The organism is Stieleria maiorica, from assembly GCF_008035925.1.
Taxonomy (GTDB): domain Bacteria; phylum Planctomycetota; class Planctomycetia; order Pirellulales; family Pirellulaceae; genus Stieleria; species Stieleria maiorica.
The window spans coordinates 3,680,309-3,697,452 of sequence record NZ_CP036264.1; the positions used below are offsets into that span (position 1 = coordinate 3,680,309).

The 17,144-nt window shown below is 57.9% G+C and carries 11 protein-coding genes, 1 tRNA gene and 1 pseudogene; 7 read left to right on the forward strand and 6 right to left on the reverse strand.

Annotation, left to right across the window (positions count from 1 at the left end; all coding sequences use genetic code 11):
* Positions 1-316: 316 nt before the first annotated feature.
* The 4 genes from Mal15_RS12695 to nusB all read right to left on the reverse strand — a co-directional run bounded on the left by Mal15_RS12695 (position 317) and on the right by nusB (position 4,041).
* The gene (locus Mal15_RS12695) at positions 317-1,681 is read right to left on the reverse strand and encodes a Gfo/Idh/MocA family protein (RefSeq protein ID WP_147868106.1); all 1,365 of its coding nucleotides are present in this window, start codon (positions 1,679-1,681) and stop codon (positions 317-319) included.
* A 206-nt stretch (positions 1,682-1,887) separates the two neighbouring features.
* Positions 1,888-2,769, reverse strand: a complete 882-nt coding sequence (locus tag Mal15_RS12700; RefSeq protein WP_147868107.1) for a TerC family protein — start codon at positions 2,767-2,769, stop codon at positions 1,888-1,890.
* Positions 2,770-2,794: 25 nt separating this feature from the next.
* Positions 2,795-3,571, reverse strand: a complete 777-nt coding sequence (locus tag Mal15_RS12705; RefSeq protein WP_147868108.1) for a sulfite exporter TauE/SafE family protein — start codon at positions 3,569-3,571, stop codon at positions 2,795-2,797.
* 11 nt (positions 3,572-3,582) lie between these two features.
* Positions 3,583-4,041 carry a transcription antitermination factor NusB gene (gene nusB / locus Mal15_RS12710; RefSeq protein WP_147868109.1) on the reverse strand — a complete coding sequence of 153 codons (459 nt, stop codon included), beginning with the start codon at positions 4,039-4,041 and terminating at the stop codon, positions 3,583-3,585.
* A gap of 267 nt (positions 4,042-4,308) precedes the next feature.
* Here nusB and Mal15_RS12715 point away from each other — a divergent pair.
* The 3 genes from Mal15_RS12715 (at position 4,309) to Mal15_RS12725 (ending at position 6,880) form a co-directional block, all read left to right on the forward strand.
* Positions 4,309-4,381: transfer RNA gene (locus Mal15_RS12715), tRNA-Ala, on the forward strand.
* Between the two features lie 671 nt (positions 4,382-5,052).
* A complete protein-coding gene (locus Mal15_RS12720; protein WP_167546762.1) occupies positions 5,053-5,940 on the forward strand; it encodes a siderophore ABC transporter substrate-binding protein in 888 nt (295 codons plus the stop codon).
* A 7-nt stretch (positions 5,941-5,947) separates the two neighbouring features.
* A complete protein-coding gene (locus Mal15_RS12725; protein WP_147868111.1) occupies positions 5,948-6,880 on the forward strand; it encodes an alpha/beta hydrolase in 933 nt (310 codons plus the stop codon).
* A 100-nt stretch (positions 6,881-6,980) separates the two neighbouring features.
* Here the strand turns inward: Mal15_RS12725 and Mal15_RS12730 are convergent.
* Positions 6,981-7,325, reverse strand: a pseudogene (locus Mal15_RS12730) (DUF1501 domain-containing protein); the annotation flags it as partial.
* A gap of 256 nt (positions 7,326-7,581) precedes the next feature.
* Here Mal15_RS12730 and Mal15_RS12735 point away from each other — a divergent pair.
* Positions 7,582-8,745, forward strand: coding sequence for an alpha/beta hydrolase (locus Mal15_RS12735; RefSeq protein WP_199773856.1), 1,164 nt, complete (start codon positions 7,582-7,584; stop codon positions 8,743-8,745).
* A 233-nt stretch (positions 8,746-8,978) separates the two neighbouring features.
* Here the strand turns inward: Mal15_RS12735 and Mal15_RS12740 are convergent, their stop codons facing one another.
* Positions 8,979-10,202, reverse strand: a complete 1,224-nt coding sequence (locus Mal15_RS12740) for a Tm-1-like ATP-binding domain-containing protein (protein ID WP_147868113.1) — start codon at positions 10,200-10,202, stop codon at positions 8,979-8,981.
* Positions 10,203-10,471: 269 nt separating this feature from the next.
* Between Mal15_RS12740 and Mal15_RS34035 the strand changes: the two genes are divergently transcribed.
* From Mal15_RS34035 to Mal15_RS12755, 3 genes are all read left to right on the forward strand, one after another.
* The gene (locus Mal15_RS34035) at positions 10,472-13,738 is read left to right on the forward strand and encodes a sulfatase-like hydrolase/transferase (RefSeq protein WP_167546763.1); all 3,267 of its coding nucleotides are present in this window, start codon (positions 10,472-10,474) and stop codon (positions 13,736-13,738) included.
* 332 nt (positions 13,739-14,070) lie between these two features.
* Positions 14,071-14,532 carry a cytochrome c oxidase subunit II gene (locus Mal15_RS12750; protein WP_147868114.1) on the forward strand — a complete coding sequence of 154 codons (462 nt, stop codon included), beginning with the start codon at positions 14,071-14,073 and terminating at the stop codon, positions 14,530-14,532.
* On the forward strand, positions 14,529-17,039 hold the full coding sequence (locus Mal15_RS12755; RefSeq protein WP_147868115.1) for an FG-GAP-like repeat-containing protein: 2,511 nt from the start codon (positions 14,529-14,531) through the stop codon (positions 17,037-17,039). Before Mal15_RS12750 ends, Mal15_RS12755 begins: the two co-directional genes overlap by 4 nt.
* The last annotated feature ends 105 nt before the right edge of the window (positions 17,040-17,144 follow it).

Genomic DNA, 17,144 nt, shown 5'->3' on the forward strand with positions numbered 1-17,144 from the left:
CGGCAACCATTGGACGACGAAACACGAGTGACATCAGCCGGTTCGCGCAAGCGTTCGGGCCCCTGAGCGTTCGGGCCCCTGAGTTTATAGAGGCCCGTAGGCTGGCGCCAAACGGCTGATCCCAAGAGGGTTACGCCTCGTTCCCGGGCTCCGCCTGGGAACGGGATTTCCCGAGGCTCCGCCTCCGGACGCCCGCGGTGTGTGTGGCTGGAGCCACACTTGCCGTGCGTTCCAAGGCGGAGCCTTGGAAGGAGGGGGGCAACATGCCTCGGAACGGGTGTGGGGCGTGGTCGCGATCCTACCCGACCGACGTTTCTCAACCGAAGTCGCGTGACTTTCGGCTCAGCAGTTTGTTGGCTTCATCGTCACCGATGAACATTTCCTGCTTGGGATCCCAATTCAGTTCGCGACCGGTCATCAGCGCGATATTGCAGAGGTGACAGGACGTCATCGTGCGGTGGTGCGACCAAACGTCGGAGATCGGTTTTCCACGATCCTCGATGCACTCGAAGAAGTTGCCCATGTGGTTGCCGGGATTCTTGCCGTGGCACAATTCAACGATGTACTCATTCAGTTCGGCTTTGTCGTTCTCGGTCAGGTTGTCGACCGGCGACCCTTGCAGTTTTCCGCGGTTGACGAAGATCCGGCCCTTGTCGCCTTCGAACAAGATTCCGTTGGGGAAATCAATGTTCTCGCTTTCACGGGTGTAGCGATCATTCACGCTGATCAGCGATCCGTTGTCGTACTTCAGGTCGATGCTGAATTTCGTCGCGGTGTTGTAGGCGTTGGGCAACGAGATCTCACCGTCCAAGAACGCGGCCCAGTCCAGATCACTGGGGACGGAACTGGGGAATTGACCGGTCCCCTTGATCCGCGTCGGTCCGTCTTCGCCCGGTGCGAGGGCCCACTGGGCGATGTCGATGTGGTGAGCGCCCCAGTCGGTCATTTTTCCGCCGGAGTACTCGAAGTACCAGCGGAACATTCGTCGTCGCTCTTCACAGTATTCCGCCTCCGGAGCCGGCCCGACCCACAGGTTCCAATCCAAGTCGGCGGGGGCTGCGGTGGATTCGAAGGGGCCGTCGCCAGGCGCGCCGCCGATCGCGACGTAGGCGTTGACGTTGTCGCCCAGTCGGCCGCTGTGGACCATGGCGATCGCCGTCAGGAACAAATCCTTGCTGCTGCGTTGTTGCGTGCCGACCTGAAAGACGCGTCCGGTTTCTTCAACGACCGCGCGAATCTGCTTGCCTTCGTCGATCGTCAATGTCAGCGGTTTTTCGCAATAGACATCGGCGCCGCTGCGCAGTGCGGCGATGGCGATCGGAACGTGCCAATGGTCCGGCGTGCCGATCGTAACGACTTGCGGCTGTTCCTTTTCCAGCATCTCGCGATAGTCACGGTACTTCGCCAGTTTGCCGCCGAACTCTTGATTGAACTCTTCGGCGTGAAGATCGTCGACGTCACAGACCGCGATCATGTTGGCAAACTTCGACGCCGCGCGGGCGATCGAACCGCCACGGTTGTACCGCCCCCGAGATCCCCCCACGCCGATCGATGCAAGACGCAGTTTCGCATCGTTGTCCTGCGCAATCAGCGGTGCATCCAAGGACAGCCCGGTGCCCGTTGCAGCGACAGCCGATCCGGCGGCGGCGGCTTTCAGAAAGTGACGACGATTGGTAGACATGAATGGTTTCCGTGAAAAATGAGGGAGGGAGGGGGTAATTCGGAAGGCCAACAGGATAGTCGATTCGCACGCCCAAAGGGCGGTGAGAACGACGTTGGGGAAGAGGTCGCGGTGGGAAGGGGAGGAGAGGACAGAAAAATGAAGGACAGAAAAATGGGCGTGGCGAAAAAGAGAGACAGGAAAATGCGTGACCTGAAACCTGAAACCTAGACCCTGCCCCGCACGCTTCCGGTTTCCCCTTCACCGCGGCTGGGGCGGACGCGTTTCATTTTCATCCTCAGATTCAAGAATTCGACACTCAAGGAGAATGCCATCGCGAAGTAGACGTAGCCTTTGTGGATCGGCGTTCCGGAGGCTTCGCTGACCAGGACGACACTGATCAGGATCAGGAACGAGAGGGCCAGCATTTTGACCGTCGGGTGCTGCTGGACGAACTCGCTGATCTGGTTGGCAAAGGCGATCATGACCAGGACGCTGATCACGACGGCGGCGACCATCACGTAGATTTCTTTGGCCATTCCCACGGCGGTGATGACCGAATCGAGCGAAAAGATGACGTCCATGAACGCGATTCGAAACAATACACCGCCGACGGTCACGCCGGCCTGCGTCTTCGGTGTGATCGGGGCGATTCCGTCGGCCGATCCGCCGCTGTCCCCGGGCAAATTTCCGACTTCGGCCTCCTCCTCTTTGCCTTCGATCTTGTGGTGGATTTCCCGTACCGCGGTCCACAACAGGAACAGCCCGCCGACGAGCAGAATGATATCTTTGCCGCTGATCACATCGGCCTCTTCGTTCTCGCGCAGCCAATCCGCCAAGGCTTCGATGGGAATCACGTCGGACAGATGGAACAGCGGATCGACCAACTGCATCAAGTAGCCGATGCCCATCAGTAACAAGATCCGCATGCCCATGGCCAGCACCAAGCCGAATCGCCGGGCGAAGGATCGTTTCTCCTCCGGCAAGCGTCCGGTGATGATTGCGATGAACACGATGTTGTCGATCCCCAGGACGATCTCCATCATCGTCAACGTCAGCAATGCGATGATCGCATCGGCGGTGAAGAGGGACCCGAGTTCCGCGATCATGGTGATTCCTTGCCGTGTCGCCGCGTTAACCGGGGCGAATCCACGGAGCGGCCAATCCGAGAACCCCCATCAAGAACAACAGGCCCAACGTGACGCCTCGCAGACGATTTCGCCCGAGCCAGTTGCCGAATTTAAGTCCCAGCGATGTCGCCAACAACAGGACAGGAATGGATGCACCGGCATTGAGCGCCGGGACGACCAATCGATCCCCAAAAAACGCAAACAACATCGCGATGGCCGGAGCCAGACTGACCAGATACATCGCGAACAGGAAGCCGCGAATTTGACGGGTATTCCAGTCGTGGGCGGAAACCCAAAACACCATCGCCGGCCCTCCCATCCCGACCAACCCCTGCAGAAAACCGGAAACGGGGAACGCAATCCAAGCCCAGATCGGTGAGAGTTTCGCTTTGGGAACAGGGTGATAAATGATCGTCGCCAGCGTCGCCGCCAACACGACGCCGCCGACGAACTGGCGGATGCGCACCAGGGGAAACGTTTCTTCGATCGCGATCAACGCGAGAATCCCGAGCGGAAAAAAAGCGACACGTCCGATCCCCGGCCAAAGAATCGATTTCGCCCGGATCGAATCTCGCAGCGCATAGACGCCGGCAATGTTCTGCGGGATCGTCGCCACCAGCAGCGCGATGCCGGCTTCGGGAATCAGGTACCCCAGCCACAACAGGGTCGGCACGATCAACATTCCGGCTGCGAATCCGGCGGCCGCCTGGACGAAGATCCCGACCGACAAGACCAACGTGATGGTCAACCAGGGAAACAGCCAGGAAGCGACGTCAGGCATCGGTCGAGCGCCTAACCGTTGTCGTCCTGCCCGGCGTCTACTTCACCTGCAACACCGAGCGAGTTGGATTCATGTTCCTTCAGCAGGCGGTCCAAAATTCCGTTGACAAACCGCGGGCTATTTTTGTCGCCGTATCGTTTGATCAACACCACCGCCTCGTTGACCGCGACTCTGCCGGGCGTTTCGGAGAACAGGATTTCGTAGGCCGCCATCCGCATGACATTGCGGTCGGTGACCGCCATCCGCCCCAGCGCCCATCCCTTGGCCAACCGCGCCAGATGCCGATCCACCTCCTGGCGGTGTTCCAGTGTGCCGGTGAGCAACTTTTCCGCAAATGCCGTTAACGCCGATCGGCCCTGTAGACGCGACTTGATGAACCGGCGCGCGGAAATGGCGTCACGCGTGCCGTTCAGATCGGCTTCGTAAAGTAACTGCAAAACAATTTCGCGGGCACGACGACGGGTGGACATTCAGGATCTCGGAGCGCGTTTTTGGGATCTGACGCATTTTTTAGGGGATTTGAGGTGTGTCAGAGGCGGATTGTAGGCGCGACCCGCCACCGCGCCGACCTACCTCGAAAATGCTTCCGAAACACAGGTTGACGAATCGCTCGCCGCCCTGATAATACCGCCCATGATCAGTCGGTCGTCCCGCTCTGTCGGTTTCGACCATCCTTCCCCATCGCACCAAAATGGTGCAGAATCTCACTGATCGGATTCCCAGTGGGGGCCGAACAAGGGGGTATAGCTCAGTTGGGAGAGCGACGCGCTGGCAGCGCGTAGGTCGTCGGTTCAAGTCCGTCTACCTCCACCTTTGAAATCGAAAAGCCGCTGACCATTCTCTGGTCAGCGGTTTTTTTTGTGTTTGCTCCTCAGGAATCGATGCCGCAGGCAGCGCAATCCGTTCGGCCAACTTTCAACGTCGGCCCAACGCGTTGGCGATCGGTCCATCGCAAACGTTCGCGAGCCCAACGAGCGAATCATTGATGTGGCGATGACCGAACGCTCGGTCTGCCCCGTGCCCTTGTTCCGGCAAACCTGTTTTGGTGACGTCATTGACACCGCACGGCGTCCCGCTATTTTTGTTCCGACTCAATTGCAACAAGGAATTGAGCCAGCAAAGCAAGCAAGCCCGTAACCCGCGCAAATTCTTCGGAACGCCGATTCGGTCCCTTCCGCCTCAAACCAGGGTCGACACGCCAGCCAGCCAGCCATGCGTTTACTGCGCGCAGCGAAGTTCGATGCGCGTCAATGAAACCTTCCTCTGGTTAAAGGCTGCTTCGAATGCCAACTTTCAGTTTGATCGCAATTCGCCTCGCTGTATTCGCAACGATTTCTGCTCGCCATGCTTGTGACCGAGTTGTTTGCGGTCCGATCCGACAATGGAATTGTCTCGCGATTCTCGCAATCGTCGTACTCAGCGTCGGGTTTGACTCGACATCGTGTCAGGCCACCGACATATCGCCCAGGCAATTCGTTCACATGCAGGGCACGGTCAAATTGCCTTCCGTGCCGCGACGCGTCGTCACGTTGGACCTGGCGTCTCTGGAAAACCTGCATGCGTTGAATGTTCCTGTTGTTGGTGTTCCATCGACAAATGTCGACATGCTGCCGGAACACTTAAAGCAGTATGCGGGCGATGAGTTTGCGAAAGTCGGTTCATTGTTCGAGCCAGAAATAGAAACGATCAAGTCGCTGAAGCCAGACTTGATCATCGTTGGTGGGCGTTCCAGTCGCCAATGCGAATCGCTCAGTGAAATCGCACCGACGATCGACCTGTCGACGTCAACAACAGGTTTCATTCCCAGTGTGGTGGGGAATCTGCTGACCCTTGGAGCGATCTTTGAAAAGGAAAGGGAAGCCAGCCGACTCACTCGCGACCTGCTGAATGACGTGCGAATGCTGCAATCGAAGGCAGGCGAGCAAGGCAGCGGGTTGTTGCTGTTCAGTGTCGGCGAAAAGGTCATCGCTCAGCAACCGGCGACGCGATTCGGAATCGTTTACGAGCTTGTCGGGATCGCCCCGGCTGTGACTGCGGAGGATGCTGAGCCAACAGGCGAGCGCCGCGGGCGGGAGCAGCAAGCCAAGCGGAACGTCGACGACGCGGCAGCCCGTGAACGACTTGCGAAAATTTTGCGACGCGAGCCGGCCTGGATGTTCGCCATCGACCGCAACTCGGCATTCGGAGAACGGGCCAACGCGAGCGAGGTGCTTTCCACGGTACCGGCGATCGCCGAGTCCGAGGCGTGGAAGAATGGCAAGGTCGTTTACCTGAGCGGCACCGGCTGGTACTTGATCGGCGGCGGCGTACTCCAATTGCAGCAAACGATCGACCAAGTCAACAACGCCTTCGACGAAAACGGATCATGAGTTTGCCATGTATCGTGCTGCACTCCTACAGGTATTGCTGTTGATTGCAAACAGCGTTTCCGCGCAACCGCCGGCGGCGCGAATCAATCAACGTGTCGACCCGGGACGGTTTGCGACCCAGATATGGGAGACCAAATCGAATGACGATCGGCTCTATCGAATTTTCGTTTCGGTTCCTGACGGCACACCACCAAGTGAAGGCTATTCGGTGATGTACGTCCTCGACGGAAATGCCTATTTTGGGCAAGCTGTCGAGTCGCGAAACAAACTGGCGAATCAGAATGAGAAGGCGATCATCGTTGGCATCGGCTATCCGATCGACACCCGCATCGACGTTGTTCGACGCACCTACGACTTGACTCCGCCAGCCGATGAGGTGAACTTGCCTCCACGACGTGGCGGAGAACGCTGGCCGACTTGGGGCGGGGCTGACGATTTTTTGAGCTTTGTCCAGAACGAATTGAAAGGGGACGTCGAACAACGCTATTCGATCAATCGATACCGCCAAGCCTTGTTTGGTCATTCGTTTGGTGGGCTGTTTGCATTGCACGCGATGTTCACCCGATCATCGTGTTTTCAAACCTACATCGCCGCGAGCCCCTCGGTGTGGTGGAACGACTATGCGATCGAAAACGCCCGGACTGAACTCCGGTCTCCTGTCGATTTGATTCTGACGGTTGGCGAGTTGGAACTGTCCAGCGACGTGGGGCCGGCGGCCGCGCTCGCCCCGACCGACGCGAAGCGACAGTTCGGGACGACGAAAGACTTTGCGGCTTCCGCTTCGGGTTTAGGAGCAAAGCCAAAAGTGGACTGCGCCACTTTGCTCAAGAAACACCGTGAATCGCCAGTCGAACGTAGCTACCTTCGCCAGAAGGTGGATCCCCAGGGTTATCCACGCTCTGGCGGACGTAGCTACGCCAAGGTGGCGCTGTCCAGCTAGTTCTCTGTCCGTCGCAGGATGACTGCCATACTGATGTGGCCAACTGGTTGATTGAACGCGAGTTCGGGCAGGCTGGACCCGTTGATGTTTGAAGGACGACACCCATGTGAAAGAGTTGGATGAAGCGAACATCGCGCTGTGCCAGCCGACGGGCAAGCAGACAATTGTAAGCTTATGTACCACGATTCTGCACATCGGGGCCGTCGGCATCCAGTAAATGCTGCGGTTCGTCGGAGAAATCGATCAAATCGGGCACCGACGTTTGCATCCGATAGGCCAGTTCGTACTGCTGGATGCGCGTGTGAATTTCGGGATCGGCATCGTCGTCACGCTTTTCCTGATTCTGCCAGGCAAGATCGTCCAGCATCCGACGCCGGCCGGTGGCAGCGAGTCCATCGGGGTTGCTCAAAAACACCGGGTCGCCAACACTCATCAGTTTGACGCCGTTACGATCATGGCCTGGATTCAGATCAATCGACTCGACCACGCACTGCAAGCGGTCTTTCATACTCGCGACTGGGAAGCCGGCAACGGATTTGACTAATCGCGAGACATGATCAGAATCTTGAGCGGGAGAAATAGAGAGAAGAGCAAACCGACCGCATTCGTTATCCGCAAATCACGCTTAATCTACACATTGGAAAAAAACGATGGATCTTCGGTCTTTGATTCTTTCGGGAACGCTTTTGAGTGCATTTGCCATGAACACAATCGCGCAGGAGTCGATGTTTACGGTGATCGTCGATCCGATCGCCGGCGGAACGATCTCCGTAGATCCGCCGCTGCCCGATGACGGAAAGGTCGCTGCCGGAACGCGAATCAAGATCAAGTCGATGCCGTCTGACGGATATGCGGTGGACTCCATCTACTATTCGGTCCCCGGGCGCTGGGGCGCGATGTACCACGAATCGCTCACCGACCAGTTCGAGGTGGTCATCGATCAAGACAAAAACATCGGCGCGTCGTTTATCGCGAATTCGGCGGTCGAGCATCTCGACGTTCATCACAGTATCGTTTACGCCCAACCCGGAAAGAAGCCGCTTAAGTACGATGTCTACACGCCCAAGAGTGCGAAACAGTTGCCGATCATCGTCATCATCCATGGCGGCGGCTGGTCCTCCAACGACGAAGACATCATGCGGGGCCTGGCACGCGAGTTGACCAAGGGGGGGAAGTTCGTGGTCGCCAGCATGGACTATCGTTGGATCGGCGATCTGGATGGAGACGAAACCCCCAACACGATGGCCAATTTGATCGAGGACGTTTTCGGCGGGATCGCACACATCCTGGAACACGCCGAATCCTACGGCGGCGACGCGAGTCGGGTTGGAGTGACCGGAGACAGCGCGGGCGGACACCTCAGCGCGTCGGCGTCGCTGTTGATCGAACGCATCGGCGACGGCGGATTCGGTGCGACCGATGGCGTATTCCAGTTTAAACCGACCTATCTTCCCGACGGGATGTCGGCAGACGATTTCCGTGCCCAGTTAATGAAGTCCGTCAAAGCGGCTGCCCCCAGTTACGGTGTCTTCGCGGCCGAATCGCTCGGGCGTTTCTCACCCGGGCTCGGTGCCGAAGCCGGCGCCGCAGTCGCTCCACAGCAAAACATTCCCGAAGCGAGTGTTCGGTCCGTTCCGCAGTACCTGCTGCGCGGCACCGAGGACTTTCTCATCCGTCATGAATCCGTTGAATCCTTTGTCAATGCACTGGAGGCAAAAGGTCAATCGGCCGTTTACGAACAGGTCGAAGGGGCCGGTCACGCGTTTTTCGACTGGAAACCGAACGACCAAGTCAAAGCAACGTTTGAAACCTACGGCGTGCCCTACGCCAAAAAAATGCGTGAGTTCTTCGAAATGCACCTCTAACAATGCCCAAAGCATTCCCAGCTTCCGCTACCGATCGCATCGGCCCTCTTCTCCTCGTATCGGAACTCGCCAGCGGCTTGTCGATCTGATCAGCCGTATGACGCGAGCCTACGGGCAACGGTGAGAAATCTGCATGCCGGGTGCCCGTAGGCTCGCGCCAAACGGCTAATCCCTCATGTGATCAGATTAAATCGACAAGCCACCAGAAGTTTCGGCTCCGTTTCCGAATCGGATCACTTCGAATCGGCGTCGACGCGGATGTTTTCCATCAAGGTTCGCGCGCACAGTTTAGCGAAGCTGGGATCATTGATCTCCCGATCCTCCCATCGCACCTCGATTCCGTCTCGCAACGAATCGGCCAGGGTGCTGAACAGTGCCTCGTCGGCCTCGGCATCATGAAACGGTCCGCCGGCCGCACTGATCACGCTGATCGCTTTTTGCGGGATCAAGACCGACACGGGAGCGGAGTACTGGTTGATCTTGCCGGCCAGCAACCTCCCCAGTTCACGACACTCCTGGGGCGAGGTTCGCATCAGCGTGACTTGTGGGTTGTGGATGTAAAAGTTTCGCTGGGCAAACTTGTCCGGGATCGTTTCGGGGCCGCCGAAATTGACCATGTCCAAACAACCCGGAACGACAATCGCGGGCACACCTGCTTTGCCGGCGGCTTCCAAGCGTTGCGGACCGGCCGACAAGACGCCACCGACCAACTCGTCCGCCCACTCGGTCGTGGTGATGTCCAGGACTCCGGCGACCATCCCGCTTTCGATCAGTGCCTCCATGGCTTTTCCGCCCGCACCGGTCGCGTGAAAGACCAGCACCTCGTAGCCCGCTTCTTCGAGCACGGGGATGGCAGCGTTGATGCAATCGGTGGTGTTGCCGAACATGCTGGCAACGATCAATGGTCGATCGGCACTGCTGGACGCGATCTCGGTTTCCACCATGCCACAGATCGCGCCAACAGCACGGCTGAAGATTATCCGTGAGACCCGATTCAATCCGGAAACATCGACCACGCTGGGGATCATCACGATGTCTTTGGTTCCGACATAGTGCGCGATGTTGCCGCTGGCCATCGTCGACACCATCACCTTGGGAAACCCGATCGGCAACGCCCTCATCGTCGCCGTGCCGATCGCGGTGCCGCCACTGCCTCCTAGCGAGATCACGCCCTGAATACGACCTTGGTCGGACAATTTCAGCAGCAATGCCGCTGCCGCATCGGCCATCGCCGCAACACACTCGCCCCGATCTTGCCGAGACAGCGTCGGCGGCAAGTCAATTCCGCCGGCGGTTGCAACTTCGTCGCGGCTGATGTCCGCCGGGATTTGCGTCGGCCCCAATGTGCCGACATCGATCAGCAGTGGGGCATGGCCGCGTTGCCGAATCAGATCGGCAACAAAACCATGTTCAGTTCCTTTGCTGTCCAGCGTTCCCAACACCGCAATCGTAGCCATGCGTCTTCTCTTTTCCGTTGTGCGGGGATCTGTCTAAACCGCTGCGTTAAACCGAACCGTGATTTATCGAAGGCCAATCAACGTCGCCCTCAGACGCCCCGCAACCTCGCCTCGGGAGTAAGGGGGGCTGATTTCAAACCAAGGAGTTCCGCATGCTCTTTCGCTCGTATTGTAGCCAGTGTGAAGTCGGTCGTTGCCTAGGTCGTCTGCATCCTGGGGCTGCTAAACTGTTGGAGGTGTTTCCCTTCAAGATACAAAGGAATGAAGCCGTGAATCGTGTGAATACGCTCGTCTCATCAACACTGCTATTGATCCTGCTGACGTCGCCGCTTGCGGCGGACGCTCCCAATGTCATCCTGATCATGACGGATGATCAAGGGTACGGGGATCTTTCGTGTCATGGAAATCCGACGCAAAAAACACCCCATCTGGATCATTTGCATTCCCAATCGGTGCGGTTCACCGACTTTCATGTCGCTCCGTTTTGCACTCCGACGCGAGCGGCATTGATGACCGGACGCTACCCGGCTCGAACGGGAGCGTACCGCACGTCCTCGGGGAGGACGTCGCTGCACCGGCGCGAAAAGACCCTCGGCAATCTGTTCACCCGCAATGGCTATGCAACGGGGATCTTCGGCAAGTGGCACTTGGGCGATTGCGCTCCGTCGCGGCCGATGGACAAGGGTTTTGAACGCAGCGTTTGGCATCGTTGTGGGGGACTGACGCAGATCTCGGACTACTGGACCAACGATTATTTCGATGACACCTACCTTGTCGGTGATCGATGGAAGGCGTTTGAAGGCTATTGCACGGACGTCTGGTTTGATGAAGCGATGAAATTCATCACATCGGTCGTTTCCGATGCCGGTGGCAGCAAGCCGTTTTTTGTCTATTTGCCCACCAATGCCCCTCACGGCCCCTATCTGGTCGCACCGAAGTGGAAGCAGCCATTTCTAGAGATGGGCATGAACAATGCGAAAGCAAGTTTCAAAGGAATGGTTGCGAACTTCGATTGGAACCTGGGGCGATTGCTTCGGTTCCTGGACGACGAGCGATTGGCCGATGACACCGTCGTCATTTTTATGACCGACAACGGGACGTCGGCGGGGACCACGTTCGACAAGGGCACGCGGATTTATGGCTGGCCGTTGGACCCGTCCGAAAACGCCAACATGCGTGGCGGAAAAAGCTCGGCTTACGATGGCGGGCATCGCGTGCCACTGTTCATTCGCTGGCCCAACGGTCAATTGGGATCGCCACGCGACATCGACACGCTTGCCGCACATTTCGACATCACGCCGACGCTGATGGATTTGTGTGAACTGGATCGGCCGGCGTCTTGGCCCAGCTTGGATGGTCGATCACTTGTACCGTTGATAAAAAGCGACGAAGCGTCTTGGCCGCCGCGAACGCTGCACACGCAGATGCACGGTGGCAACGGCTATCACAAGCCGGGGGACCTGTGGGAAATCGGTGCGGTGCTGACGGAGCGTTGGCGGTTGGTCGAAGGCCGAGAGCTGTATGACATCGTCGCCGACCCGGCACAACGCAACGACGTCGCGGAAGCACATCCCGACGTGGTTGGCGAACTTACCAAGGCGCATGAAGAGTGGTTTGATTCGGTGAAGCCCGGGATGATTCCGACGCGAATCCTGGTGGGATCTGACATGGAAAACCCGACACACCTGACCAGTCAAGAATGGGTGATGCCGGAGGGAAGTCCGCCTTGGGCTCACGGGCACGTGCTCAAACGGATGATCGCAAGTGGACCCTGGTACTTGGACGTGGCAACAGCGGGGACGTATGTGATCTCGTTGTCGCGTTGGCCGGGCTATCTGAACAAACCGATCGAATCAAAAAGGGCGGCGATCGAAATTGGGGGACAATCGTTGTCCATTGAAATCCCCGAACCGGACAACATGCCCGCTGCGAATTTCACGGTCAATCTGCCTGCCGGTCCGACCGAGTTGACGACGACTCTGACAACCCTGGACGGCCAAACGCACGGTGCCTACTTTGCGACGGTCAAACGCGTTGAGGCCGCGGGAAACGACCAGACCACGCTGCTTTGGACTCAGTACTGCGTCGCGGGCAACACATTGAAACTGTCCGCCCACACCGACGCGGACCCGACGCGGCCAACCGATTCTACGGCAACGCTCGCGCTGGAAACGGACGCGGGGTGGCAACCGGTTGCGACGGTTGACGTCGATTCGTTGACTGCGATGGCAGCGTTTCGCATCGAGCAGTGGGACGCGAAGGTCGCAAAAAAGTACCGTGTGACCTGCGGCGGCAGCGAACGGACCGGAACGATCCGCGCCGAGCCGAAGGACAACGGGACGCTAAAGTTGATGGCGGTCGCATGCGTCAACGACAAATACTTTCCTTATGAGGAAGCCGTCGCCCAAATGATCGATCAGGATCCCGACCTGGTCTTTTTCGCGGGCGATCAGATCTACGAGAGCAACGCCGGGGGCGAGGTTGTCGAGGCGAAGACCGAAGCGGACGTTCCCCGAGCGATGGCGAATTATTTGGCCAAGTGGAGACGCTTTGGGATGATCTTTCGTGACCTGTTGAAGGATCGCCCGTCGGTCATGATCACCGACGACCACGATGTATATGCAAACGATCTGTGGGGCGACGGGGGCCGTCACATGACGGGTGATCGCACCTCCGGCGGTTACCCGATGCATCCGACATGGGTTAACGCCGCCGAACGGACTCAAATGTGGCATCTACCCGATCCGGTTGCCGCCGGGCCATGGGGCGATGGCATCAACGCCTACTTCACCTCGCTCGACTACGGCGGCGTCAGCTTTGCCATTTTGGAAGATCGCAAGTTCAAATCACCGCCCTCGGAAGTCCTTTCCGAGGCCATTGGCGACCCCCGCACAGACAAGCCCAACCGAACGCTCGAAGTCATCATGGACCCCGCGTTCGACGCCGGCAAGTTGGACCGACCGGACCTGCAATTATTGGGACAGGTGCAAGAGGCGTTTTTGGGCGTGTGGGGCCAGCGGGTCAAACAGAAACGGCTGCTCGCCGCCGTGCTCTCTCAATCACCGTTTGTCAACATCGGAAACTACGACGTCACCTATGGCGATATGGATGCGAACGGCTGGCCGCAATCGGCACGCAACCGCGCGCTCCGCGCCATCGCACCGGCAAATGCCGTGATGATCAGCGGCGACATTCACTTCGGCACGTTGCACCGACATGGGATTGACGCCTGGGGTGACGGCCCGTGGGGGTATTCGTTACCGGCATTCGCGTCAAATCAAAACCGAAGTTGGCGACCTCGTGCGCCGGCCCAAGGCGGTCAGATCGACGGCGTCGTCGGATCGGGAAACCATCACGACCGCTTCGGCAACAAGCTGACCGTCGCGGGGACGGCGCACGGCTATAACGGGTACGGGATGGTGCTGTTTGACAATGTGAAACGTCAAATCACGCTTCAGCTGCATACCATGGACGGCGACCGGAACCCGAGCAACGAACCGGTGCCCGGGTGGCCGCTGACGATCGATGTTCCCTGATGCGACAGTTCCGGTCGCGGAACGGCCTGTTGATTCAATCGTTTTCGATGAAAGAACAGGACAGTATGAAGCGCAAAACGCTAGCGAGTGGATCTGCCCCGCCCCTTGCTAGCGCTGCGGGCTAGTAAATCAACAGGCCGGGAAGCCGCTTGAACAAATCGGGTTGATGGTGAATAGTTTCGTACCGCCTCTTATCGCGCCGCGAAATCGGCTGATGGATGGCCTGACCTACGAAAAACTTCATGAATTCATCTCCAACATCGACGAACTCCCGTTTTCTCCTCCGACGGATCGGCGCGAGCGCTCGATCGGCGGCCCTGGCCGCCGGTGGCTTGATCGTTGCCGGTATCGTGGCGTGGATCGGCTGGGTGGGATTTCGCAATGAGCCAGCGTTGACGCATCTGGACGTCAACGTGGTCGGATTGGATTACCACCTCTATTTTCAATATCCCGGCCCCGATTCGGTGCTTGGAACAAGCGATGATCGGCTGGGAACGCGGAATTTTTTTGCCCCGGCCAATGCTCGGGTCGACCTAAACCTGACGAGCCGGGATTTCGTTTATTTGGTGGAAATCCCCGAAGTCGGCCTCTACGAGGTCGCTGCACCGGGGCTGGAATTTAAAACCCGGATTGAAACGGGGGATTCAGGGGTGCACTCTTTGCTGGGAAGCCAGATGTGTGGCTACGATCACCCGGAACTTATTGGGGATTTCGTGGTTCAACATTCGGCGGATTTTAGGCGGACCGTCCGAAAACTCTCCCCCGCACCATCACCTGCAAACCGAACTCAATGATTTTTTCTCGCCTGTCTCACTGGAATCCGTTGGTTTTTCTGGTGATTTGGAGCATGGCCGTGCATGTGGGGTGTGCCCCCGATGCAGATCAAGAACGCGACTCCACGCCGGAAGTGGACCGCTCACTGCGAACCGCAGAAGCCCAAGGGCTGCGGGTTTTCGGAGAAATTCCTGCGTTTTCCCTGACGGACCAGCACGGAGATCCCTTCGACCGTAGCCGATTGGATGGCAAAATCTGGGTCGCCACCTTTGTGTTCACGCGTTGCGGGGCGACCTGCCCCTATCAGACCGCCGCATTCAGCGAGCTGCAACAAACCCTTCAGCGGGCTGACGAATGGGGCAAGGTCCAGCTGGTTTCGTTCACAGTGGATCCCGAATTCGACACCCCCGAGGTGCTGACGGAGTACGGGAAAAAGGCGGGAGCCGATTTCGAACATTGGCATTTTTTGACCGGCGAACGATCCCGTCTGTGGGATCTAAGCAAAGACGGTTTCAAGTTGGATGTCCAATCGGGTCGTGATGCGAGCAATCTGATCGCGCACAGTTCGCTGTTCGTCCTGGTGGATCAAGATTCCAAAATCCGCGGCTACTACGAAGGTTTGTCGCCGGAGGCCAACAAAAAGCTTTTGGACGATGTACGTGAATTGCTGGACCAACAAGACCCCGCTCGGATGGACCGGGTCACCGAAGTGTCCGTTCCACGCGACGTTCGTGATCCGAAATGGCTGGAACCCCGTGCCCAGGCCCAACGTGCGCTCGCGTCCAGCTACGACGTGACCTGCGATTTTCAGTTCACCGACACGCTGTCCGCCAGCGGCATCACGTTCAAGGACAACGTGGTCGACGATGTAAAGCGAGATTTCAAAGCCGCCCACTATGACCACGGCACGGCCGTGGCGGTTGCCGACGTCGACCAAGACGGGTTGATGGATCTGTACTTCGTCTGCCAATTGGGAAGCAATCAGTTGTGGCGGAACCTTGGCGGCGGCAAGTTTGAGAACATCACCGAATCAGCCGGCGTCGCGGTCGCCGAGGAGGTCTCGACCGGCGCATCATTCGCCGACGTCGACAATGACGGCGACGCGGATCTGTACGTCACGCGTGTCCGCGCACCCAATCGATTGTTTCTCAATGACGGAACAGGCGTGTTTGAAGACGTTTCCCAGGACTCGGGATTGGATCACGTCGGCCATTCCTCCGGGGCCGTCTTCTTCGATTACGATCGCGACGGTTTATTGGATGTGCTGCTGACAAACGTCGGAAAATACACGACCGAGCAGCGCGGTCCTGGGGGATATTATCTGGCGTACAAAGCCGCCTTTACCGGGCATCTGTTCCCCGAACGAGCCGAGCCGAACATCTTGTTCCGCAACCTGGGTGACGCCCGTTTTGAAAATGTCAACGAAAAGGTCGGTTTCAACGACCTGTCCTGGTCCGGGGATGCGACGCCGATCGACGGCAATGATGACGGCTGGCCCGACATTTACGTGCTCAGCATGCAAGGCCATGACCAGTATTTTGAAAACCAGCAGGGCAAGGGCTTTGTCAGCAAGGGGCACGAGTTGTTTCCCAGCAGCGCCTGGGGATCGATGGGCGTCAAAGTGTTTGACTTCAACCGCGACTCCCGCTTGGATCTTTACGTCACCGACATGCACACCGACATGGTTCACGACGTGGAGCCGGAAAACGAGAAGGCGAAAATGCAACGGAATCTGCCGATCTCGATGCTCGCCACCGACGGCAATCACATCCTCGGAAACGCTTTTTATCTGAAAGACGACAAAGATTCCTACCGCGAGGTGTCCGACGAAATCGGGGCCGAAAACTACTGGCCGTGGGGAATCAGCGTGGCGGACCTGAATGCCGACGGGTTCGAAGACGTCTTCATCGCGGCCAGCATGAACTTTGATTTCCGCTACGGCATCAACTCCGTTCTTTTGAACGATCATGGAAAACGATTTCTGGACAGCGAGTTCATTTTGGGAGTCGAGCCGCGAGCCAAAGGCACCGCGCAACCCTGGATGGAACTGGATTGTGACGGCGTGGATGCGAAACACCGGTTATGCGAAGGCCGTAGCGGCAAACTGTTGGTCTGGGGGGCCACCGGCTCGCGAAGTTCCGTCGTCTTCGACATCGAAAACGATGGCGACCTGGACATCGTGACCAACGACTTCGGTGGAACCCCGATGGTGTTGACCAGCAATCTGACCGACAGCCACGACGTCCATGCGCTCAGCGTCCAATTGGTCGGAACAGATTCGAATCGGGACGGGCTCGGTGCTCTGGTGGATGTTCTGGTCGCTGACAACCATCTGATTTCGGTCCACGACGGAAAATCGGGTTATTTGTCGCAAAGTAGAATGCCGATGTACGTCGGATTGGGGGATGCGACGCAGGTTGATTCGGTCACCGTCACCTGGCCCTCGGGGATCGTGCAGACCGTCCCTGGACCGATTCCTTCGAACCAAAAGCTGACCATTGTTGAAAAAGGCGAAATCGCAGAGTAATCGCGCCGAATCGCGAGACTCTTTTTCAAGGCCCCTGTTCCAGTTTTGTGTCGTGATTGCGGCGGTTTCGACCCTTGGCCTGGAGTCCGGGTGCAGCCCCTCGTC